The 21,295-nt window shown below is 46.0% G+C and carries 24 protein-coding genes and 1 pseudogene; 18 read left to right on the top strand and 7 right to left on the bottom strand.

All coding sequences use genetic code 11. The features are described 5' to 3' along the window. Positions 1–85: 85 nt before the first annotated feature. Positions 86–984, top strand: a pseudogene (locus CJU60_RS09545) (CvfB family protein). Positions 985–1,037: 53 nt separating this feature from the next. On the opposite strand, the gene CJU60_RS09540 reads toward CJU60_RS09545, so the two are convergent. Genes CJU60_RS09540 through CJU60_RS09530 form a run of 3 tightly spaced genes read right to left on the bottom strand, consistent with a single transcriptional unit; the run spans position 1,038 to position 3,075 of the window. Further along, positions 1,038–1,622, bottom strand: coding sequence for a sporulation delaying protein family toxin (locus CJU60_RS09540; RefSeq protein WP_024120881.1), 585 nt, complete (start codon positions 1,620–1,622; stop codon positions 1,038–1,040). Then, the gene (locus tag CJU60_RS09535) at positions 1,619–2,554 is read right to left on the bottom strand and encodes a sporulation-delaying protein SdpB family protein (RefSeq protein ID WP_095713644.1); all 936 of its coding nucleotides are present in this window, start codon (positions 2,552–2,554) and stop codon (positions 1,619–1,621) included. Before CJU60_RS09535 ends, CJU60_RS09540 begins: the two co-directional genes overlap by 4 nt. Further along, on the bottom strand, positions 2,539–3,075 hold the full coding sequence (locus CJU60_RS09530; RefSeq protein WP_095713643.1) for an SdpA family antimicrobial peptide system protein: 537 nt from the start codon (positions 3,073–3,075) through the stop codon (positions 2,539–2,541). The genes CJU60_RS09535 and CJU60_RS09530 overlap by 16 nt, the downstream gene beginning before the upstream one ends. 181 nt (positions 3,076–3,256) lie before the next feature. On the opposite strand from CJU60_RS09530, the gene CJU60_RS09525 reads away from it, so the two are divergent. From CJU60_RS09525 to CJU60_RS09510, 4 genes are all read left to right on the top strand, one after another. Then, positions 3,257–3,604 carry a PadR family transcriptional regulator gene (locus tag CJU60_RS09525; RefSeq protein ID WP_010333707.1) on the top strand — a complete coding sequence of 116 codons (348 nt, stop codon included), beginning with the start codon at positions 3,257–3,259 and terminating at the stop codon, positions 3,602–3,604. After that, positions 3,601–4,188, top strand: coding sequence for an HAAS signaling domain-containing protein (locus tag CJU60_RS09520; protein WP_095713642.1), 588 nt, complete (start codon positions 3,601–3,603; stop codon positions 4,186–4,188). The genes CJU60_RS09525 and CJU60_RS09520 overlap by 4 nt, the downstream gene beginning before the upstream one ends. Before the next feature lie 19 nt (positions 4,189–4,207). Beyond that, on the top strand, positions 4,208–4,501 hold the full coding sequence (locus CJU60_RS09515; RefSeq protein WP_024120885.1) for a DUF3784 domain-containing protein: 294 nt from the start codon (positions 4,208–4,210) through the stop codon (positions 4,499–4,501). Positions 4,502–4,637: 136 nt separating this feature from the next. Further along, a complete protein-coding gene (locus CJU60_RS09510; RefSeq protein ID WP_095713641.1) occupies positions 4,638–6,260 on the top strand; it encodes a M4 family metallopeptidase in 1,623 nt (540 codons plus the stop codon). A gap of 42 nt (positions 6,261–6,302) precedes the next feature. Here the strand turns inward: CJU60_RS09510 and CJU60_RS09505 are convergent, their stop codons facing one another. After that, positions 6,303–7,157 (bottom strand): DegV family protein, encoded by an 855-nt coding sequence (locus CJU60_RS09505; protein WP_095713640.1) that lies wholly within the window; start codon positions 7,155–7,157, stop codon positions 6,303–6,305. A 138-nt stretch (positions 7,158–7,295) separates the two neighbouring features. Here CJU60_RS09505 and CJU60_RS09500 point away from each other — a divergent pair, with 138 nt between their 5' ends. Both CJU60_RS09500 and CJU60_RS09495 read left to right on the top strand, forming a co-directional pair. Next, positions 7,296–8,138, top strand: a complete 843-nt coding sequence (locus CJU60_RS09500; protein ID WP_024120888.1) for a YitT family protein — start codon at positions 7,296–7,298, stop codon at positions 8,136–8,138. Between the two features lie 18 nt (positions 8,139–8,156). Continuing rightward, positions 8,157–8,612 carry a BsuPI-related putative proteinase inhibitor gene (locus tag CJU60_RS09495; protein ID WP_044156423.1) on the top strand — a complete coding sequence of 152 codons (456 nt, stop codon included), beginning with the start codon at positions 8,157–8,159 and terminating at the stop codon, positions 8,610–8,612. A gap of 30 nt (positions 8,613–8,642) precedes the next feature. Here the strand turns inward: CJU60_RS09495 and CJU60_RS09490 are convergent, their stop codons facing one another. From CJU60_RS09490 to CJU60_RS09485, 3 genes are all read right to left on the bottom strand, one after another. Then, complete coding sequence (locus CJU60_RS09490) at positions 8,643–8,840, bottom strand: DUF3813 domain-containing protein (RefSeq protein WP_003224518.1); 198 nt, start codon at positions 8,838–8,840, stop codon at positions 8,643–8,645. Then, positions 8,841–8,993: a hypothetical protein gene (locus CJU60_RS21575; RefSeq protein ID WP_044156421.1), complete on the bottom strand. Its 153-nt coding sequence runs from the start codon at positions 8,991–8,993 to the stop codon at positions 8,841–8,843. Between the two features lie 104 nt (positions 8,994–9,097). After that, positions 9,098–9,910: a Cof-type HAD-IIB family hydrolase gene (locus CJU60_RS09485; RefSeq protein ID WP_095713639.1), complete on the bottom strand. Its 813-nt coding sequence runs from the start codon at positions 9,908–9,910 to the stop codon at positions 9,098–9,100. A 119-nt stretch (positions 9,911–10,029) separates the two neighbouring features. On the opposite strand from CJU60_RS09485, the gene CJU60_RS09480 reads away from it, so the two are divergent. The 11 genes from CJU60_RS09480 to CJU60_RS09430 form a co-directional block, all read left to right on the top strand. Continuing rightward, positions 10,030–10,797, top strand: coding sequence for a prolyl oligopeptidase family serine peptidase (locus tag CJU60_RS09480; RefSeq protein WP_024120892.1), 768 nt, complete (start codon positions 10,030–10,032; stop codon positions 10,795–10,797). A gap of 63 nt (positions 10,798–10,860) precedes the next feature. Next, positions 10,861–11,169 (top strand): metal-sulfur cluster assembly factor, encoded by a 309-nt coding sequence (locus CJU60_RS09475; protein WP_003224525.1) that lies wholly within the window; start codon positions 10,861–10,863, stop codon positions 11,167–11,169. A gap of 63 nt (positions 11,170–11,232) precedes the next feature. Beyond that, positions 11,233–11,403, top strand: a complete 171-nt coding sequence (locus CJU60_RS09470) for a YqaE/Pmp3 family membrane protein (protein ID WP_003224527.1) — start codon at positions 11,233–11,235, stop codon at positions 11,401–11,403. 61 nt (positions 11,404–11,464) lie between these two features. After that, positions 11,465–12,895, top strand: coding sequence for an FAD-binding oxidoreductase (locus CJU60_RS09465; protein ID WP_095713638.1), 1,431 nt, complete (start codon positions 11,465–11,467; stop codon positions 12,893–12,895). Then, complete coding sequence (locus CJU60_RS09460; RefSeq protein ID WP_255238336.1) at positions 12,895–13,434, top strand: MFS transporter; 540 nt, start codon at positions 12,895–12,897, stop codon at positions 13,432–13,434. The genes CJU60_RS09465 and CJU60_RS09460 overlap by 1 nt, the downstream gene beginning before the upstream one ends. 204 nt (positions 13,435–13,638) lie before the next feature. Continuing rightward, positions 13,639–14,676: an N-acetyl-gamma-glutamyl-phosphate reductase gene (gene argC / locus CJU60_RS09455; protein ID WP_095713637.1), complete on the top strand. Its 1,038-nt coding sequence runs from the start codon at positions 13,639–13,641 to the stop codon at positions 14,674–14,676. Between the two features lie 19 nt (positions 14,677–14,695). Further along, positions 14,696–15,916, top strand: a complete 1,221-nt coding sequence (gene argJ, locus CJU60_RS09450) for a bifunctional ornithine acetyltransferase/N-acetylglutamate synthase (RefSeq protein ID WP_024120895.1) — start codon at positions 14,696–14,698, stop codon at positions 15,914–15,916. A gap of 14 nt (positions 15,917–15,930) precedes the next feature. Then, positions 15,931–16,707 carry an acetylglutamate kinase gene (gene argB, locus CJU60_RS09445; RefSeq protein ID WP_024120896.1) on the top strand — a complete coding sequence of 259 codons (777 nt, stop codon included), beginning with the start codon at positions 15,931–15,933 and terminating at the stop codon, positions 16,705–16,707. Then, entirely contained in the window at positions 16,704–17,861 is a 1,158-nt protein-coding gene (locus tag CJU60_RS09440) for an acetylornithine transaminase (RefSeq protein WP_095713636.1), read from the top strand. The genes argB and CJU60_RS09440 overlap by 4 nt, the downstream gene beginning before the upstream one ends. 70 nt (positions 17,862–17,931) lie before the next feature. After that, entirely contained in the window at positions 17,932–18,993 is a 1,062-nt protein-coding gene (locus CJU60_RS09435) for a carbamoyl phosphate synthase small subunit (protein WP_095713635.1), read from the top strand. After that, positions 18,986–21,295, top strand: a 2,310-nt coding sequence (locus CJU60_RS09430; RefSeq protein WP_095713634.1) for a carbamoyl-phosphate synthase (glutamine-hydrolyzing) large subunit, incomplete at its 3' end; no start/stop codon positions are given. The genes CJU60_RS09435 and CJU60_RS09430, both read left to right, overlap by 8 nt.

Genomic DNA, 21,295 nt, shown 5'->3' with positions numbered 1-21,295 from the left:
TAACATTTAACTTATGTGTTGATTATAGTAGAATAAAGAGAAACTTCCAACAGAACAAAGAATCAATTTGTGATGATTGGAAAAAATGTTAACAAGATCCGCAGTGAAATAAGCGGGAAGAGGAAGGACGATAGCATGAGACCAGGGCAGCAATTAACCTTGAGTATAGATCACGAAACGGACTTCGGTTACTTTTTAACCGATGGAGAAGATACGATTCTCTTACATAACAGTGAAGTGACAGAGGATATAGAAGACAGAGATGAGGTAGAGGTCTTTATATACGTTGACCAGCAGGAACGGCTTGCAGCAACGATGAAAATTCCGGTCATCAGCGCTGATGAGTACGGATGGGTAGAAGTGGTGGACACGGTAGATGATATGGGCGTATTCGTCGATGTCGGCCTTTCGAAAGACGCGCTTGTCGCAACAGAGCATCTGCCGCCGTATGAAGATGTCTGGCCGCAAAAAGGGGATAAGCTCTACTGTATGCTGAAGGTGACAAATCGGGGGCGCATGTTTGCCAAACCCGCACCGGAGGACATCATCAGCGAGCTGTTTACGGACGCTTCAGACGATCTGATGAATAAAGAGCTGACCGGAACGGTGTACAGGCTGATCGCTTCAGGATCGTTCATCATTACGGATGACGGAATCCGCGGTTTTATTCATTCATCAGAAAGAAAAGAAGAGCCTAGACTCGGCTCAAGAGTGACAGGACGTGTGATTCAAGTGAAGGAAGACGGCTCAGTGAATATGTCGCTTCTTCCGAGAAAGCAGGATGCGCTGTCTGTTGATGCCGAGTATATTCTTACGTATTTAAGAACGAGAAACGGCGCCATGCCGTACAGCGACAAAAGCCAGCCCGATGATATCAAAGAACGTTTTAACATGAGCAAGGCTGCCTTTAAACGGGCGCTTGGCCACTTAATGAAAAACGGAAAAGTGTATCAGGAAGACGGCTGGACATACGAGAAAAAATAGTGCATGAAAAAGGCTCACCTGCAGCAGAACTGCGGAGCGAGCCTTTTTTATTTCTAATTTAATTCATCAACCAGCGTTCTGATTGCCATTTCGCGATCCACATTGTCTGAAATCGCGATCGGCGTAATATCAATAGCAAGAATGACAAGAATCAGCGCACCGGCTGCGGCAACATAAGAAACATAATAGAAATAGTTAGCGGTATCGACCGTGTTGACGAGCTCGGCTTGAACTCTGGACGTATCATCCTTGGAAGCGGCGATGTCCTTTGCAGCTTCTACTTTTTCTTCAACGATTTGACCTGCTTTTTTCAGCAGTTCATCTACCTTCATTGCATCTTTGCTGTAAACAGCTTTCTTCAGATTGTCAAAAAAGTCAGCATCCTCTTTTTTGATATCAGCAACAACCTGATTGGCAAAAGCCTTTGCCTGTTTTGTGTTGAGCTTGTCAGTCATGGCTTTATTAAATACCTCTGGAAGCTTTTTGCCCACTTCACCCTGAGCAAACACAAACCCTTTAAAAATCTCTTCACCTGAATACTCAAGCTGCTTCGCCTGTGCTACACTTTCCTGCTGCTTCACCAAAAACACTGTCGTCACCAATACAACCGACAAAAATACAAGAAACGCCTTCTTCAAACTGAAACCTCTCCCTTCTTTTCTTTTTTATTCCACTTCAGTCTGCGTATATATGTAAATTGAAACGTGGAATCAATTGGAGTGAGATACAATATCAAAATGCCGGCCATGATGAGTGAAAAGCTGATTAAACCCAGCATAACCGCGAATATCTCGTGCATAAAAACAGCGATGATTAAAATCAATCTCCAATGCTTCTTCGGCGCGAACAGTGCCGCAAAGATGACAATCTGGACGAGAAGCGTCCCCCATGTCGGAATCACCACAAACGGACTAGTCACAAACGGCTTCGTTAATGCCTGAAAAAAGCCGTTGAAGCCGATGGTTTTTTCCTGGGCGAAATAATAGACGGCTGTACCGTCAACCCATTCCTGCTGAGACAGCTTAGCGACAGTAGAGTGAAAATAAAGCACTGCCACTTGGAGTCTGATGACAAAATAAGAAATAAATGCTGTGATTTTTCCAATTGTTCTTTGGCCCTTTGCATCATCAGGCCTTCCGCTCCAATGCCATTTTCTCGGGTCGGTCAGCGTGATAGGAATCAGCAAAAATGTGATAACCGCGGCTGCCTGCTCGCCTCCGTCGATGACAATTAACGACGACTGCAGGCTGTAACTGACATACCAATGGAGAATCCCGGTGATTCTGGGGCGCCACCCGATCACAACAAGCACCAGAATGGCAATACAGACCCACCTGAACAGATTTAACATCATATAGTTATTTTCGCCGAGGCAAAAGAGACTGAGATTCATTTTACAAGCAGGGTAACTGCTGATTCCGCTGGCTGGCTTCATAATGAGGCTCGGATGATTGACAAGCAGCGTCAGCAGGCTGGATAAAGCAATAATGCTTCGCGCGAGTCCGTATACATTTGTCCACGGGTTTTTTTGGTCCCATCCGGTGATGGTCTGTTTTATGTTTTCGAGCATGAGATCACAACCTTGACTATGCTTTTTACCTGATAAGACGAAGCGGTGTATTTAGAATAGCTCCATGGAACGATGTCCTCTTTCGTCAAATAATAGCTGCCGCAAAGCAGCGGGCGGGGCGCCGGTGTTTGCAGCTGAACGGTTTTGGCTTTGCTTTTGCAGGCACTCAGGTTCGTTTCTTTACATTCTGTCCACTGTTCCTTGCCGACTTGGCTGTAGATCACGCCCATTTCTACGCCCTGCGATCGCCCATAACGATACAGGCCGAATAGATTATCAGCCCTCATATTAGGCCACCTGACCTTGGCGCTGGCATCTCCATCTTCATATAAGCCGATGGCGGTATCACGGGGGTTTTTGCTGAAAAAGCCCCAGCCTTGAGGAATGACGCTGGACATGAGAAATTTGGAGTCCTTTGTCAGCGGAATCGGGGTTGTCCCTAAGCTGCCAATGATTGAAAACAGAAATAAAGACCCCCAGAGGACTGAAAAAATGATAAAAAATGATATCGATTTCTGCATTCGACTGCTCCTTTTCAAACTGAAGAAATTCACTTTTCTTACTTTTCATAATATAAAAACATTTTTGTAATAAAAAGGTTAAAAAGTATGAGAAATTCCATTTTTGTTAATGGGAAAAATAGGACATTTTTCATAGCTATATGTCATTGATATATAGTGATTTTTTCGATATATTTAAACCATGAAAACGAATCAAATTAACGACCGCTGGATTGTTCAATTTCGCAAAGGGATTTTCGAGCTGGCTATTTTATCCCTGCTGCGCTCAAAACCGATGTATGGTTATGAGCTGACATCGTCCTTAAAAACAACCCCGGCACTGGCTATTTCAGAGGGTGCGATTTATCCGATTTTGAAACGGATGACGGAGAAGGACTGGGTCGAATTTTTTTGGCAAGATTCTTTGGACGGCCCGAAAAGGAAGTACTACAAAATGACGCAAAAAGGAGAAGAGATGTTAAAAGAACGGCTGGAGAAGTACCTGGAAACCCATCAAGCTTTATTGTCTTTATCGGGGGATTTGCTATGAATGAACAGCACATCATTGACCGCTATACGGAGGAACTAAACGCTGAGCTGGCGAATATGCCTGAAGTAGAGAGAGAAAATACGATAGCCGAACTGAAGGGCCATTTAACCGCTTTTGTACAAGACAGAATGAATGCCGGCCATAGTGTAGAGGATCTGCGGGAAGCTGTCGAAAATGAGTTTTCTCATCCGAAAGAGCTTGCCGAAGCGATGATGGGTGAAGGGAAGGAACAAAAACGGAGGGGTTCTGTGTTAGGAAAAAGCGGACTTTCAGTTTTTCTCATTGCTGTAATCATACTCCTGCCGCTGCTGCCGCCCTCATACAGATATGCGCCATTGGCTCTTTATTTGGCGGTGCTCGCAGGCTATGTGTGGAAGCGGAAGAAGTTAATGATGTTTGCGGGTGTAAGAAAAAACAAAATGCGCTCTCAACATGAGATTGTCACGATTTCTAGGGTCGGTGCGGGCTATCTGCTGTTTTTGGCTGTTCTGCTTCTTGTGCAGCCGCTCATCAATGCATTCGTCGTCCTTCTGCTGATTGTGGTTAGCTGTGCCGCTTTTTTTCTTTATTTAAACGTCAAGTAATGTTGTAGGAGGCTGTAATATGGAGATCAGCATCAATTATCTATTAATTGTCATTTCGCTTTTATTCTTTGTGGTAGCCTATTTTGTCGGGATCAAAAAACAGACGTGGATGCTGGCGGGGTTTAATGAGGCACGTATCCGGGATAAGGATCGGCTGGCCAGAATAGCAGGCTACTTTTTCTTGAATTCCGGTTTGTTCATTCTGCTGAACAGCTTTATCTCATTTCAAGGCCAGGAGCAGCTGATTCCGCCGCTTATTTTGGCATATGGCGCAGGGGTTATTATTTACGTGAATAAAAAACTGGTAGAATAGGAGCTGAAGGACGGAGCGAAACCTCTGTCCTTCTTTCTTTTTCCTGAAAATAGGAACGAAGCACCACATACAAGTTTCGGTTTTTTTGTTAGGATGAACGAAAAAATAGATTCCAAAACAGGAAGGATGTGGTGTTTTGCGTACACTGTTCAAAACATCTCTGTTTATGGCCGGCTTATGCACGGCGGCTCAATGTATTTTTGCATCAAATGCCTCAGCAGATCAAAGCATCAAATACGACCATACGTATCAAACCCCTTCATACATCATCGAAAAATCACAGCCATCATGGCAGCCAGCTCAAAACCTAACGCAGAAAGAAGCGCTATTTTCATATCTGGACAAGCAACAAACGCATTTTAAGCTCAAAGGAAACGCGAACAGCCATTTTCGCATTTCAAAAACAATAAAGGATTCAAAGACAAAACAAACATTTTTTAAATTAGAGGAAGTGTATAAAGGGATTCCTGTTTACGGCTTTGGACAGGCGGTCGCGATGAAGGAAAACAAACAAGTGAAAAGTTTCTTCGGGAAGGTGCACCCGCAAATAAATGACATATCTGTCACACCGTCTGTATCTAAGAAAAAAGCCATACATACAGCGCGCCGTGCGCTTGAGGCCTCCATTGGAAAAATCGAGTATGTTGACGGGGAACCGAAAGCCGAATTATATATTTATCCGCACGAAGGCGCATATGACCTTGCCTACCTTGTAAGACTATCGACGTCTGAACCTGAGCCTGGATATTGGCATTATTTCATCAATGCCAAAAGCGGAAAGGTCATCGATTCTTTTAATGCCATTCATGAAGCAGCCGGTACAGGGATCGGCGTATCAGGCGAAGAAAAAAGCTTTGAAGTAACTGAACAGAATGGGCGTTATTATTTGGCTGACGAAACAAGGGGAAAAGGGATAAATACTTTTGACGCAAAGAACCTGAACGAAACCTTGTTTACCCTTTTGTCTCAATTGATCGGGTATACAGGCAGTGAAGTGGTCAGCGGCACGTCCGTATTTCATGACCCGGCGGCTGTAGATGCCCATGCAAACGCACAAACCGTTTACGACTATTACAGCCGCACGTTCGGCCGCCATTCTTTTGATCAAAACGGCGCGAGAATTACGTCTACCGTACATGTGGGAACACAGTGGAACAATGCGGCGTGGAACGGTGTGCAGATGGTGTACGGGGATGGTGACGGAGCTAGGTTTAAGCCGCTGTCCGGATCGCTCGACATTGTGGCGCATGAAATGACACACGCGGTCACCCAGTATTCCGCCGGCCTTTTATATCAGGGAGAACCCGGCGCGTTAAACGAATCCATTTCTGATATTATGGCGGTGATGACAGACCGGGATGACTGGGAAATCGGCGAGGATGTATATACGCCGGATGTACGCGGGGATGCTTTACGTTCATTAGAGGACCCTTCCAAGCAGGGAAATCCGGATCATTATTCAAACCGTTATACGGGCACAGAGGATTACGGCGGGGTGCATATTAATTCGTCGATCCACAATAAAGCGGCATATCTTCTCGCAGAAGGCGGCGTGCACCATGATGTGCGGGTTGAGGGGATCGGGCGTGAAGCTTGTGAGCAAATTTATTACCGGGCTTTGACATATTATGTAACGCCTTCTTCAGACTTCAGCATGATGAAGCAAGCGGCAATCGAAGCTGCCAATGATTTATACGGTGAAGACTCGAAGCAATCAGCTTCTGTCGAAAAGGCATATGACGCAGTCGGAATTCAATAAAAATGAAAAAACAGCCAGGGCTTTTTTAGCCTGGCTGTTTTATTATGATCTACCCAGAAAAAATATGGCCAGTGTGCCCGGCCCGGAATGGGATCCGACAGCAGAGCCGATGGAGTGCATGATGATGTCTTTCGGCTTGAACGCGTCTTCGATCAAGTGTTTCATTTCATTGGCTGTTCCTTCGTTAGCGGCATAGCTGATCCCGACGGTTTGATCGCTCCAATTGTCTCCTCGCTCTTTCATTAATTCAATAATCCGTTTGAACAGCTTTTTCTGTCCGCGGATTTTTTCAAGAGGCACAAGCTTGCCGTCCTCCATATGAAGAAGCGGTTTAATATTAAGCAGACCGCCGACAAAAGCGGACGTTTTTGAAATTCGGCCGCCCCGGGCGAGGTACGTTAAATCATCGACTGTAAAAATGTGCTCAAGCTGTGCGCAAAAGCTCTTTACAGACGTTTCAATTTCTTGTATTGTATTTCCGTTGATACAGAGTTCGCGTGCATGCCGGACGGCCAGACCGCAGCCTAATGAAGCGCATTTGGAATCAATCACCCGCAAATCAAAATCGGGGAATTCTTCCTTCACTTCATTGGCGATCATGACGGCTGTCTGATAGGTGCCGGAGAGTCCTGAGGAAAAAGCGATGTAAAGTGCGGGCTCTCCTGTTTTGGCATATTGCAAAAATACATTTTTAATTGTTTGCGGTGAGGCTTGGGACGTCTTTGGCGCTTCCCCATTTTGCATCGCTTCAAATATTTGTTCCGAATGAATCGTGACTGCATCTTCATATTCTTTGTCGCCGAGAGAAACCCTAAGCGGGATAAAGCCAATGCCGTTTTCCTCAAAATAAGAACGAGGCAGATCAGCGGCGCTGTCAGCGATGAGATGAACTGTCATTTTGCTTCCCTTCTTTCCGTTTATCGCTCGTCATCATGTGATTTAAGCCAACTATATCATATTAATTTGTCAAAATCGTGTTCAAATATTTGTTTTAAGGGAAAACATAATAAAGAAGAATGAGCGGAGGAACATGCCATGGTACTAGATCAAACAAAAAAATTACTCATCGTCATCATCGGGGCTTTACTTAATGCGGCCGGGCTGAACTTATTTCTGATTCCGGCAGATGTATATGCCAGCGGATTCACAGGTGTCGCCCAGCTTTTATCAAGCGTCGTTGACCAATATGCCCCTTTCTACATATCGACGGGAACGCTCTTGTTCCTCTTAAATATTCCGGTCGGTATTTTAGGATGGCTGAAGGTCGGCAGATCGTTTACGGTGTACAGCATTTTGAGTGTCGCACTGACCACATTGTTTATGGGAATCCTGCCTGAAATGAGACTGTCTCATGACATCCTGCTGAACGCGGTATTCGGCGGCGTGATTTCCGCGGTCGGAATCGGTTTAACATTAAAGTACGGCGCTTCGACAGGCGGCCTTGATATCGTCGCTATGGTGCTGGCCAAGTGGAAGGATAAACCCGTCGGCACGTATTTCTTTATTCTGAACGGGATTATCATTCTGACGGCAGGATTATTGCAAGGTTGGGAGAAAGCTTTATATACCCTTGTTACTTTGTATGTGACAACGAGGGTGATCGACGCGATTCATACCCGGCACATGAAGCTGACAGCAATGATTGTGACGAAAAAAGCGGACGAAATCAAAGAAGCCATTTATGGAAAAATGGTGCGGGGCATAACGACTGTCCCAGCCAAAGGAGCTTTTACAAACGAGCAGAAAGAAATGATGATTATCGTCATCACGAGGTATGAATTGTACGATTTAGAAAAAATCGTAAAAGAAGTGGACCCGAAAGCATTTACAAACATTGTCCAAACGACCGGGATTTTTGGTTTCTTTAGAAAAGACTGACGAAAGCAGGTGGAAGTCGTGAAACGGCTGCTTGTGATGCTCTTGCCTGTGGTGCTATTAATAGGCTGCGGGAAAAATGAGCAGACAGAACCCGATAAGGAGGTATCAGGCGGAATGGAGAATCAAGAGGTTGTTTTATCTGTTGAAGCAATTCAGGAGCCTGAACAAATCAAGTTTAACATGTCACTGAAGAACCAAAGCGAACGCAGTGTGGAGTTTCAATTCAGCACGGGACAAAAATTTGAACTTGTCGTGTACGATTCAGATCACAAAGAAAGATACCGTTATTCGAAAGACAAAATGTTTACACAGGCTTTTCAAAACCTGACGCTTGAATCGGGAGAAACATATGATTTCTCTGATGAATGGAAGGAAGTACCGGAGCCGGGGACATATGAGGTGAAGGTGACGTTTAAGGGCAGAGCGGAGAATCTTAAGCAGGTCCAGGCTGTACAGCAGTTTGAGGTCAAATAAGAGGCTATGGCGAATCGCCATAGCCCTTTTTTATTGCAATTTATCCAGTTGATCTTGAAATTGATGAAGCTGTTGACGTTCCGCATCTGTCGAATTGGCATACGCAGAAGACACAGCATTTTTGGCCCTCAGAATCGCTTGCTCCTGATCGCCTTCCTCAAAGCCGTTTGTCACCATGACTGCCTGTTGAACAAATGATTTCGCCTGCTGAAAGAGTTCGTTTCTCATTTAATATTCAACCTGTCTTTCGGCCGAATCTCGTGCCGCAGCATGCTGGTGAGCTTCTTCTAATGTAGACCGATATGGAAATCTTGCGGCGTGTAGCCCGATGGAGTCTTTACCCTGCTGAATAAACCTTTTGGATTTGCTTCGTTTACCCATTGTGAGACTGCCCCCTTCCATACTTTGACGAGATGAGTCGTCTCCCATAGTATGCTGGGGCGGGTAAAGGTTTATAAGTGGGAAAAATTAAAACACTCCGCTCTTTATATTGAGAAATATTCTTTCAAAAATTGGGCGACCCCATCCTCTTCATTGGAACCCGTCGTTTTGTCAGCGATCTGCTTGACTGCGTCAATTCCATTTCCCATGGCGACGCCGCATCCAGCAAATTCAAGCATTTCCAAGTCGTTATCTTCATCACCAAAAGCGATGATCCGTTCTCGCGGCACACCGTAGTAATCGCTGATTTTCTGCAAGCCAATCGCTTTGTTCATGCCGCTTTTAATAATCTCAATCACATGCCACGGGGCTGCCCATCTTCTGTGATCAATCACCTCGGCGTGCACATTTGTTAGATAAGCGCGTATCTCTGGCACATCTTCCTCTTTCGCATGGATGAGCACTGAGGTGACATCCTCACCGAGATTTTCGCGCAAATCGCCGACGGTGACATTTGTTGTGTTCATGTTAAAGGCGTCAATCAGATGCTCATCATGATAATGGAAGTACACATCATCGATGACTTCAGCAAGTATATTATGTACGTTGTAGGTCTCGCTGATATCCACAAGCTGTTTGACAACTTGAAGCGGCAGTGAGGTATGATACCGTCCCCAGCTGTCATCTTGCGGATGGTGGACAAACGCTCCATTGAAATTGACGATCGGCGTTGTCAGATTCATCTGCTCATAGTACATGGAACTTGAACGGTACGGCCGGCCGGTGGAGATGCAGACGTAATGTCCATCATTTTTTAGGCGCTGTATCGTTTGAAGGGTGTTTTCTGATATTGTTTTATCGTCCTTTAATAATGTTCCATCTAAATCTAATGCGATTACATAGGGTTTTGTCTCCATGAAAAGCTCCTTTAACCTAAGATTTTACGCGAGTTGCCTTAATGACAGTGTAGCTTTTTACCATCTTTATTGTCTACATGTTACACTTATGATTATGGTTATCCTAAGGAGGGGACATTGTGATTCAAATTGAAAATCAGACCGTTTCCGGCATTCCGTTTTTACATATTGTAAAAGAAGAGAACCGGCACCGTGCTGTTCCTCTTGTTTTCTTTATACATGGCTTTGCAAGCGCAAAGGAACACAACCTTCATATTGCTTATCTGCTTGCGGAGAAGGGCTTTAGAGCCGTTCTGCCGGAGGCCCTGCACCATGGTGAACGGGGAGAGCAAATGGCTGTTGAAAAGCTGGCCGGCCATTTCTGGGACATCGTGCTAAACGAGATTGAAGAGCTTGAAGTACTCAAGAACCATTTTGAGAAGGAAGGCCTGATAGAAGGCGGCCGTATCGGGCTTGCGGGTACATCAATGGGCGGCATTACAACGCTTGGCGCCTTAACGGTTTATGACTGGGTACAAGCCGGCGTCAGCCTGATGGGAAGCCCGAATTATGTCGAGCTGTTTCAGCAGCAGATCGACCACATCAAATCTCAGGGCATTGATATCGATGTGCCGGAGGAAAGGGTGCGGGAGCTCATGGAGCGCCTTAAAGTGCTGGATCTCAGCCTTCAGCCGGAGAAACTTCGCCAGCGCCCGCTTTTATTTTGGCATGGTGTTAAAGATCAAGTCGTGCCTTACGCGCCGACCCGGAAATTTTATGACACGATTAAATCTTATTACAGCGAGCAGCCGGAACATCTCCAGTTCATTGCGGATGAAAGAGCCGATCACAAAGTGCCGCGGGCCGCTGTGTTAAAAACCGTTGAATGGTTTGAAACGCATTTATAAAGCACAAAGGTGTAAACACAGGCCGGATTTACGTTATACTGTAGAAAAAAGGAGTGAGGGAACGTGGAAGAAGCATTAAAAGAAAACATTATGGGCGCCCTGGAACAGGTTGTCGACCCTGAGCTTGGCGTTGATATCGTAAACCTCGGGTTAGTATACGATGTTGATATGGATGAAGACGGCTTAACGCACGTCACAATGACACTGACGTCAATGGGATGCCCTTTAGCGCCGATTATTGTGGATGAAGTGAAAAAAGCGCTTGCGGACATTCCGGAAGTGAAAGAGACGGAAGTTCACATTGTATGGAATCCGCCGTGGACTCGGGACAAAATGTCAAGATATGCAAAAATCGCGCTTGGCATACAATAAAACAAAAGAGGACAGCCTTACTGTGAGGCTGTCCTTTTTACAGCTGAAAAGGAGTGAAGCAAAATGATGTACCTGCTTGCCGTTCTATGTCCGCCGCTTGCTGTTTTGTTTACGGGAAAGCCGTTTCAGGCCCTGCTCAATCTCATATTGACATGCATCTTTTGGCTGCCGGGCGCCATTCACGCTTGTTTTATCGTGGCTGACCGCCGCGCTGAAAAACGGGCAAGACGATAATCTGGAAAAAAGAGGACGCAAACATGGTATAATGGCCATAAAAAACAGCAGGGAGAGCGCCATGAAAAAGAAATTGCTTGCATTCGCGCTGTGCACCGGTGCGTATGCGGCCCTGTTTGCGTACTCTGTTCACTCAGAGCAAAAAAGCGGCTCCAGCGAGATGACCGATGTCAGCCGCTTGATGCCGGTGAAAATTAAGCAGACGGTGAAAGGGCAGGAAGAAAATAACCTCATTGACACAGTCAAAGAGGCCAATCGAAAAAACATAAAAATCTCAATAGCCGGAACCCAGCATTCGATGGGCGGCCATACATATTACGAGGACGGCATCGTTCTCGACATGACAGGCTACAACAATATCCTCGCTTTCGATAAAGAGAAAAAAACCATCAGGGTCCAAAGCGGGGCGACGTGGAATGACATACAGAAATACGTAAATCCATATGGGCTTGCGGTAAAAGTCATGCAGTCACAAAATATTTTTACAATCGGAGGATCTCTCAGCGCCAATGCCCACGGGCGTGATATCCGCTATGGATCGCTGATTGATACAGTCAACTCATTCCGTCTTTTAAAAGCCGACGGCACAATTGTCACTGTCACTCCAAAAGATGACTTATTTTCAGCAGTCATCGGCGGGTACGGTCTTTTTGGCGTGATTCTCGATGCTGAGCTTGAATTAACGGATGACGAGCTGTACGTCATGCAGACGGAAAAAATGAACTACAGCACATACGCTGACTATTTTACAAAGCATGTCAAAGGCAATCCCGGTGTCCGCATGCACCTCGCTCGCATCTCAACAGCAGAAAAGGGATTTCTAAAAGACATGTATGTCACAAATTACGTATTATCAGACGAGCAGGATCAGCTGACATCTTACAGCGATCTCAAAGAGGATGAGCATACACAGGTGACGAAATTCGCGCTCGGCCTGTCAAGAAGGTACGGGTGGGGCAGAAACTGGCTGTGGAATACCCAGCAATCCTATTTTCTAAGCCAAAATGGAACAAAGATCTCACGCAATAATGTCATGCGGTCAGAATCAAAATTTCTCGAATACGAAAACAATGAAAATACAGACGTGCTGCAGGAATACTTTGTGCCGGTGAAGGAGTACGCTTCCTATATTGATGACCTGAGACAAACGCTGTCACACGAAGACCTGAATCTGCTTAATATCACGATCCGGTATGTGCAAAAAAACGAAAAAGCTGACCTGTCTTATGCGAAGGATGATATGTTTTCGCTCGTGCTTTTAATCAACGAGGGCTTTTCAAAAGAAGACCAGGCTGACGCTGCCAGGATCATCAGGCGCATGACAGACGTTGCGCTCAAACACCGAGGAAGCTATTATCTGCCGTATATGACATATCAGACAAAAGCGCAAATGAGACAGGCGTATCCGAAAAGCGAAGCGTTTTTTCAGAAAAAAAAGACGTATGATCCGGATGAGCGGTTTATGAATTACTTTTATCAGAGGTATAAATAATGGGGAAAAACAAATTAAAATGGCTGACACTTTCACAAAGCAGCGTGTTTTTCGCAAGCAGTTTAATCTTTCCGTTTTATATTCTGTTTGTGAAGAATATCGGCTCAAGCTACACGCAGTTCGGGTTTTCCTACGGATTATTCGGACTGAGCGGAGCGCTCATTTACCCGCTCCTCGGCCGGCTTTCTGAAAGGATCGACAGCCGCTATTATCTGCTTGCGAACTCATGGGGCATGGCGGTTCTGCTTTTGTATGTCCCGCATGTTAACAGCGTTCTTCAAGTGTACTTCGTGCAAGTGCTGTTAGGTCTCTTTGGGGCGATGCAAAAACACGGAGAAAAAGTATTAATCGCCGACTTTACAGACACCGGGGAACGCGGAAAAAAGATTGGGAATTATCATTTTTGGACCGCTGTTTTTTCAGCGGCTGCCATTATGCTCGGCGGTTTTCTCGCCGACTTTTTTACGGTGCAAATGATTTTTTATACAAGCTCTATTCTATATTTTCTGAGCGGATTGATGATGATGAAAACAGGCTGACACGGTCAGCCTGTTTTTTTATACAGCTGCAAATGGCGCCGGACCAACAACTTGAAGCGGTTTCTGCCTGCTTTTTAAGAGTCGGTTTTTTTATTGAACAGAAAATTTATAAATGAATAAAAATATTAAATATACGATTGAATTAATTTTTATTCATGTTATAATGTTAAATAATTTCACAAAGACCAAGAAGGTGAATTCGTTTTGAAAATAGGAATTGTAGGCGCTACGGGTTATGGAGGCGCCGAACTTGTCAGGATTCTTACACATCATCCTCATGCAGAAGAATGTATACTTTATTCATCCAGCGGGGAAGGAAAGGTCTATAGTAATGTTTATCCTCATCTAACCGGCTTGGCTGAGCAGAAGCTGAAGTCCATTGATATGAATACAATCAAACAGGAAATCGATGTCATGTTTCTTGCTGCGCCCCCGGGAGTATCAAGTGAACTGACTCCGCAGCTTGCAGAGGCGGGAATTTCGGTTATTGATCTGTCAGGTGATCTGAGGATCCAAGAGCCTGCTGTATATGAAAAGTGGTATAAACGGACAGCGGCACCAAAAGAAACAATTCAAGAGGCGGTTTACGGTCTTTCGGAGCTGAATCAAAGGAACATTCAGCAGGCGAAGCTCATCGCCAATCCGGGGTGTTTCCCGACGGCTGTACTGCTAGGCCTCGCGCCTCTGGCTCAAAAAAAGCTGCTTGATGAATCGTTCGTTATCGTTGATGCGAAAACAGGCGTTTCCGGTGCGGGGAGGAAAGCATCCATGGGAACCCATTTTTCTGAGCTTAACGACAATTTTAAAATTTATAAAGTAAATGAACATCAGCACACCCCTGAGATTGAACAGACGTTAAAAGAATGGCAGCCAGAGTTGAAGGCTATTACATTTTCTGCTCACTTGGTTCCGATGACAAGGGGAATCATGGCGACAATGTATACGCAATTAACATCTGACCTATCTGCAGAAGATCTGCACGATTTATATTCGGAATTTTACCAAGATTCATATTTTGTGAGAGTGAGGCCAAAGGGTCATTACCCGCAAACGAAGGAAGTGTTCGGCAGCAATTTCTGCGATGTATCCGTTACCCTCGACGAAAGAACGAACAGGGTCACGATCGTATCGGTAATTGATAATCTGATGAAGGGTGCCGCTGGGCAGGCAGTACAAAATTTCAATATCATGAATGGCTGGAACGAAGAGACAGGTCTTACCATGACACCAATTTATCCATAGAACAGGAGAGAATCGAACCATGATTCAGTTGAGTGAAGATCAAATAGTGAAAGTAAAAGGCGATGTATCCTCGCCAAAAGGATTTCAGGCAAAGGGCGTGCATTGCGGGCTGCGCTACTCGAAAAAAGACCTTGGCGTCATCATCAGCGAGACACCGGCAGTGAGCGCGGCAGTTTATACGCAAAGCCACTTTCAGGCGGCTCCGATTAAAGTCACACAGGACAGCTTAAAGCATGGATCAGCTCTGAAAGCAGTCATTGTCAACAGCGCCATTGCCAATGCTTGTACAGGGGAACAGGGCTTAGAGGATGCATACAAAATGCGGGAGAGCCTTGCTTTACAGCTGGGCATTGAGCCGGAGCTTGTCGCCGTTTCTTCAACTGGTGTCATCGGCGAACATTTAAATATGGAAAACATTCAGGCCGGCATCGAGCTTTTGAAAGAAACGCCTGCGGGATCTGGAGATTTCGAGGAAGCGATTTTAACGACAGATACCGTCATCAAGCAAACGTGCTATGAACTGACAATCGGCGGTCAAAAAGTCACCATCGGCGGAGCGGCTAAAGGCTCCGGAATGATTCACCCAAACATGGCAACGATGCTGGGGTTTGTGACAACAGACGCGGCAATCGAAGAAAAAACGCTGCAAAAAGCGCTCCGCGACATCACTGACGTCTCTTTTAATCAAATTACAGTTGACGGAGAAACCTCCACCAATGACATGGTATTGGTCATGGCAAATGGCTGCGCGGAAAATGAGTGCCTTACGGAAGAGCATAAAGACTGGCCGCTCTTTAAAAAAGCGCTTCTTATGGCTTGCGAAGATTTGGCTAAGGAGATTGCCAGAGACGGAGAAGGCGCGACAAAACTAATCGAAGCCCAAGTAAAAGGGGCGAAAAACAATCTTGATGCAAACGTAATTGCCAAGAAAATTGTCGGGTCGAACCTCGTAAAAACCGCTGTATACGGAACAGACGCGAACTGGGGGCGCATTATCGGGGCTATCGGGCACAGCGCGGCTCAGGTGAAGGCTGAAGAAGTAGAGGTTTATCTCGGGGGCCAATGCCTGTTTAAAAACAACGAGCCTCAGCCATTCTCTGAATCTCTCGCGAAAGAATATCTCGAAGGAGACGAGATTGCCATTGTCATCAAGATGCATGAAGGAGACGGGAACGGAAGAGCATGGGGCTGTGATCTGACCTATGATTATATCAAAATTAATGCGAGCTATCGCACGTAATAAAGGGGAGCACAATGAAGAAAACAATCGTTTTTAAATGCGGGGGAAGTGTCATCCGTGAGCTGTCGGAAGAATTTTTTCAAAACCTGAAAGAATTGATGGAATCAGGATGGAAATTGGCAATCGTGCACGGCGGCGGACCGGAAATCACACATATGCTGAAACGGTTAAACATCAAAACAGAATTTGCAGGCGGACAGCGGAAAACAACCAAACCGGTATTGGAAGTCGCTGAAATGGTACTGTCCGGCTCAGTGAATAAATTTTTCGTTGCCGAGCTTGCAAAACACGGGCTCCGGGCTGCGGGAGTGTCCGGCAAGGATGGAGGCCTTCTCGAAGCAGACTATCTTGATCCGGACACATACGGGGAAGTCGGAGAAATTAAAAAAGTTAATGCCTCTATGGTAAACGCGCTGATGGATGAAGGCATCATTCCGGTAATTGCGCCCCTGTCTTTGACGAGCGATTACAAAACACTGAATGTCAATGCTGATCTTGCAGCTTCGGCAGTCGCCGGGGCGCTGAAAGCCGATAAGCTGATGTTCGTCACAGACGTGGAAGGAATTATGAAGGAAAAACAGCGTCTCGACATCCTGACCCCTGAGGAAATTCAGACTCTCATTAAACAGGAAGTGATCACAGGCGGGATGATACCAAAGGTCAATTCAGCCTTATCAGCATTATCGGACCAGGTATCAGAAGTGATGATCGTAAATGGAAAAGGATCGTTTTTCTCAAATCAAACATTTCAAGGAACAAAAATCGTCAAAGCAAAGGAGGCTGTTTCATGAGCAGCTTGTTTCAAACCTACGGACGGTGGAACATTGAGATAAAGAAAGCGAAGGGAACTTGCGTTGAGGATCAAAGCGGCAAAACATACCTCGATTTCATTCAAGGGATTGCGGTTTCCAACCTAGGTCACTGCCATGAAGCGGTCACAGAAGCGGTCAAAAAACAGCTCGACAGCGTATGGCACGTATCCAATCTGTTTGAAAACAGTCTTCAGGAGCAAGCGGCACAGCAGTTAGCAGCAAACAGTGCCGGAGATCTCGTTTTTTTCTGCAACAGCGGAGCGGAAGCGAATGAAGGCGCGATTAAGCTGGCGCGAAAAGCAACTGAAAAAACGAAAATCATCACATTTCTTCAATCATTCCACGGCCGCACCTATGCAGGGATGGCAGCTACCGGACAGGATAAAATCAAAACAGGCTTCGGCCCGATGCTGGAAGGCTTTCATTACCTCCCGTACAATGATCCTGCCGCTTTTAATGCTCTTGGGGAGGAAGACGGCATAGCCGCGGTAATGCTTGAGACCGTACAGGGAGAAGGCGGAGTCAATCCGGCCAGTGCAGAATTTTTAACAGCCGTACAGTCGTTTTGCAAGGAAAAGCAGGCGCTTCTGATCGTAGATGAAATTCAGACCGGCATTGGACGGACGGGAAAGGGCTTCGCATACGAACACTTCGGCCTCTCACCTGATATCATCACAGCTGCAAAAGGATTGGGGAACGGCTTTCCAGTCGGTGCGGTAATCGGAAAGAAAGAGCTGGGAGCAGCGTTTACTCCTGGGTCTCACGGAACGACTTTCGGAGGGAATATGCTGGCGATGGCCGCCGTCAATGCAACATTGCAGGTTGTATTCCAGCCTGACTTTCTGCAAGAGGCTGCTGATAAGGGTGCGTTTTTGAAAGAACAGCTGGAGGCTGAACTGAAGAGTCCTTTTGTGAAGCAAATCCGCGGCAAAGGATTAATGCTTGGAATTGAGTGTGATGGGCCGGTTGCAGACATCATTGCTGAATTGCAGACATTAGGCTTGCTCGTACTGCCGGCCGGACCGAACGTGATTCGTCTGCTGCCGCCGCTCACCGTGACAAAGGATGAAATAACAGAAGCCGTCAGCAAGCTGAAACAAGCGATTGCTCAGCATTCCGCTGTCAATCTGTAATTTTTTTTCGATGTAAAAGCATAAAAATTCATTTTTATAATTAATTATTCATCAAGAGGTGGGCTTTTAGATGGAAGGTTATTTAGTATTAGAAGATGGAACAGTGTTCAGCGGAGAACTGGACGGACATGAAAACTGCACGGGCGAAGCTGTGTTTTTCACAGGAATGACGGGTTATCAGGAAGTGCTGACAGACCCGTCATACAAAGGACAGATTATCGTATTTACGTACCCGCTGATCGGCAACTACGGCATTAATGAAAACGACTTTGAAAGCAAAAAACCGCAAGTGAAAGCAGCGGTTGTTTACGAGGCATGCGATCATTTTTCTCATCATGAAGCGGTATACAGTCTTAAGGAATATCTGAAAAAATGGAACATCCCGCTCTTGTCCCATGTCGATACGAGGGCTGTCGTCAAAAAAATCCGCGCGAACGGAACGATGGGGGCGTCTGTCACTGCCTCTAAAGAAGCGGCTGAGATTGCCCTGCAGCCTGAGAACGTCGCAGAACAGGCGACCGCACAGGACATCAGCACAATCGGTGAAGGAAATAAACATATTGCTCTCATTGACTTTGGCTATAAAAAATCAATTGCATCATCCCTCGTGAAACGAGGCTGCAAGGTCACTGTTATACCGTATCAGCAAATGGAATCGGTTTACGGCATAAAGCCCGACGGTGTCGTGTTATCCAACGGACCCGGAGATCCGAAAGCCATTACACTGTATATGGAACAAATCAAAAACATTGTCAGCCGCTTTCCGACACTCGGCATATGTCTCGGCCACCAGCTGATTGCGCTCGCTTTCGGCGGAAATACGTTTAAGCTGCCGTTCGGACACAGGGGCGCAAACCATCCGGTCATCGACCGTGAAACGAAGCGGGTGTTCATGACCAGCCAAAATCACAGCTATGTGGTTGATGAAAAATCCATTAATCAAGAAGAGCTGACGATTAGATTCCACCATGTCAATGACACGTCAGTTGAAGGGCTTTCCCATAAAAAGCTACCTGTCATGAGTGTGCAATTCCACCCGGAAGCCCATCCCGGGCCGGCGGAAAGCGAATGGATTTTTGATGATTATTTAAAGAATGTGATACCAGCAAGGAGAGAAATCGCCCATGCCTAAAGACACCAGTATTTCAAGCATATTAGTAATCGGCTCAGGCCCGATCATCATCGGCCAGGCGGCAGAATTTGATTATTCAGGCACTCAAGGTTGCATCGCGCTCAAGGAAGAAGGCTATCGGGTTATTCTCGTCAACAACAACCCAGCAACAATTATGACCGATGAAGCTTTCGCGGATGACATTTATTTTGAACCGCTGACGGTAGAAAGCCTGACAGACATTATTAAGAAAGAAAAGCCCGACGGACTTCTGGCCAATTTAGGCGGGCAGACTGCACTGAATCTTGCGGTTGAACTTGAAGAAGCGGGTATTTTAAAGGCGCACGGCGTCAAACTTCTGGGTACATCCGTTGATACAATACAAAAAGGAGAGGACCGGGAAAAATTTCGTTCTTTAATGAACGAGCTGAATCAGCCAGTTCCAGAAAGCGAAATTGTCGATAACGAAACAGATGCCCTTCGTTTTGCGGAATCCATCGGCTTTCCTGTCATTATCCGGCCTGCTTACACTTTAGGCGGAAAAGGCGGGGGCATCGCGCCCACGAAAGAAGCATTTGCCGCCATGATCAAGCAAGCGCTCCTGGCTAGCCCGATCAATCAATGCCTGGTAGAAAAGAGCATTGCCGGCTTTAAAGAAATTGAATATGAAGTGATGCGCGACAGCAACAACACATGCATTACCGTCTGTAATATGGAAAACATCGATCCGGTCGGTGTGCATACAGGCGATTCGATCGTAGTGGCGCCTTCACAAACATTAACTGATGAAGACTATCAAATGCTCCGGACGGCAAGTCTGACGATCATTTCGGCACTTGATGTCGTAGGCGGGTGCAACATTCAGTTTGCGCTTGATCCGTTCAGCAAGCAATACTACGTCATTGAAGTGAATCCGCGTGTGAGCCGTTCATCTGCTCTCGCGTCAAAAGCAACAGGTTATCCCATTGCGAAAATGGCTGCGAAATTGGCGGTCGGATACACGCTTGACGAATTAAAAAACCCGCTTACAGGCTCCACTTATGCGAGCTTCGAACCGGCATTGGACTATGTCATCGTCAAGTTTCCGCGCTGGCCGTTTGATAAATTCAAAAACGCGGATCGCAAGCTCGGCACAAAAATGAAAGCCACCGGAGAAGTGATGGCGATTGAACGTAATGTAGAAGCGGCGCTCCAAAAGGCGGCAGCCTCTCTTGAGCTGAAAAACGTCGGCACGCATCTGCCGGAGCTCGGCGGCTTATCAATTGAAGCGCTCTGGGAGCTGGCAATCACACCTGACGATCGAAGATTTTTCGTTGTGATGGAGCTGTTAAGCCGAAGCATATCAATAGAAGAAATCCATGCAAAAACAAAAATCGACCCGTTTTTCCTTCACACCTTTAACAATATCATCAAGCTGGAAAATCAGATCATGGAAGCGGGGAGCGACCTTTCTTTTGATTTATTGAAAAAGGCAAAGGAAAAAGGGTTTTCAGACGCAACGATTGCCTCACTTATCGGCAAGACAGAGGCAGAGGTGCGCGCTCTTCGCAAAGAGAAGGGGATTACGCCTTCCTTCAAAATTGTTGATACTTGCGCAGCTGAGTTTGATGCGAAAACCAACTATTTTTACTCCACGTATTTCGGAGAAACCGATGGAGACATCAGCCGCAAAGAGAAAAAGCGCGCGCTGATTATCGGCTCAGGACCGATTCGCATCGGGCAGGGCGTTGAATTCGATTACAGTGCTGTTCATGGGGTGTTAACGCTGCAAAAGCTTGGATTCGAAACGATTATGATTAATAACAACCCGGAAACCGTGAGCACAGATTATGAAATTGCGGACCGCCTGTATTTTGAACCGCTGACAACGGAGCACATATTAAACGTGGCGGAGCAGGAAAACATTGACTTTGCGATCGTGCAGTTCGGCGGCCAAACCGCGATCAATGCTGCTGAAGCGCTCGAAAAAGCCGGAATCACGCTTCTCGGCACATCGTTTGAAACGCTTGACGTGTTAGAGGATCGCGATCAATTTTATCAGCTTCTTGATGAACTCGGATTGCAGCACGCTAAAGGAGAAATTGCCTATACAAAAGAAGAGGCTGCAGAGAAAGCAAACGGCATCGGCTATCCTGTATTAATCCGTCCTTCTTATGTCATTGGCGGAATGGGCATGATCATCGTTGAATCGGAAGCTGCGCTTTCTCAGCTGCTGGACGGAGAAGACAGCATGCCGTACCCCATTTTAATTGATCAGTACGTGTCAGGAAAAGAAGTCGAAATTGATCTGATTTCCGATGGTGAAGAAGTCTTTATCCCGACA

The sequence above is a fragment of the Bacillus sp. 7705b genome, assembly GCF_002289525.1.
GTDB lineage: Bacteria > Bacillota > Bacilli > Bacillales > Bacillaceae > Bacillus > Bacillus halotolerans.
This window is presented reverse-complemented; position numbering and strand designations above follow the sequence as displayed.

Coding starts and splice junctions, on each gene's coding strand:
- CJU60_RS09520 (WP_095713642.1), top strand. CDS start 3,601: ATGAATGAACAGCACATCATTGACCGCTATACGGAGGAACTAAACGCT.
- argB (WP_024120896.1), top strand. CDS start 15,931: ATGAAGAAAACAATCGTTTTTAAATGCGGGGGAAGTGTCATCCGTGAG.
- CJU60_RS09485 (WP_095713639.1), bottom strand. CDS start 9,910: ATGGAGACAAAACCCTATGTAATCGCATTAGATTTAGATGGAACATTA.
- CJU60_RS09470 (WP_003224527.1), top strand. CDS start 11,233: ATGATGTACCTGCTTGCCGTTCTATGTCCGCCGCTTGCTGTTTTGTTT.
- CJU60_RS09440 (WP_095713636.1), top strand. CDS start 16,704: ATGAGCAGCTTGTTTCAAACCTACGGACGGTGGAACATTGAGATAAAG.
- CJU60_RS09525 (WP_010333707.1), top strand. CDS start 3,257: ATGAAAACGAATCAAATTAACGACCGCTGGATTGTTCAATTTCGCAAA.
- CJU60_RS09465 (WP_095713638.1), top strand. CDS start 11,465: ATGAAAAAGAAATTGCTTGCATTCGCGCTGTGCACCGGTGCGTATGCG.
- argJ (WP_024120895.1), top strand. CDS start 14,696: ATGATTCAGTTGAGTGAAGATCAAATAGTGAAAGTAAAAGGCGATGTA.
- CJU60_RS09460 (WP_255238336.1), top strand. CDS start 12,895: ATGGGGAAAAACAAATTAAAATGGCTGACACTTTCACAAAGCAGCGTG.
- CJU60_RS09530 (WP_095713643.1), bottom strand. CDS start 3,075: ATGCAGAAATCGATATCATTTTTTATCATTTTTTCAGTCCTCTGGGGG.
- CJU60_RS09435 (WP_095713635.1), top strand. CDS start 17,932: ATGGAAGGTTATTTAGTATTAGAAGATGGAACAGTGTTCAGCGGAGAA.
- CJU60_RS21575 (WP_044156421.1), bottom strand. CDS start 8,993: ATGGGTAAACGAAGCAAATCCAAAAGGTTTATTCAGCAGGGTAAAGAC.
- CJU60_RS09505 (WP_095713640.1), bottom strand. CDS start 7,157: ATGACAGTTCATCTCATCGCTGACAGCGCCGCTGATCTGCCTCGTTCT.
- CJU60_RS09490 (WP_003224518.1), bottom strand. CDS start 8,840: ATGAGAAACGAACTCTTTCAGCAGGCGAAATCATTTGTTCAACAGGCA.
- CJU60_RS09515 (WP_024120885.1), top strand. CDS start 4,208: ATGGAGATCAGCATCAATTATCTATTAATTGTCATTTCGCTTTTATTC.
- CJU60_RS09535 (WP_095713644.1), bottom strand. CDS start 2,554: ATGCTCGAAAACATAAAACAGACCATCACCGGATGGGACCAAAAAAAC.
- CJU60_RS09500 (WP_024120888.1), top strand. CDS start 7,296: ATGGTACTAGATCAAACAAAAAAATTACTCATCGTCATCATCGGGGCT.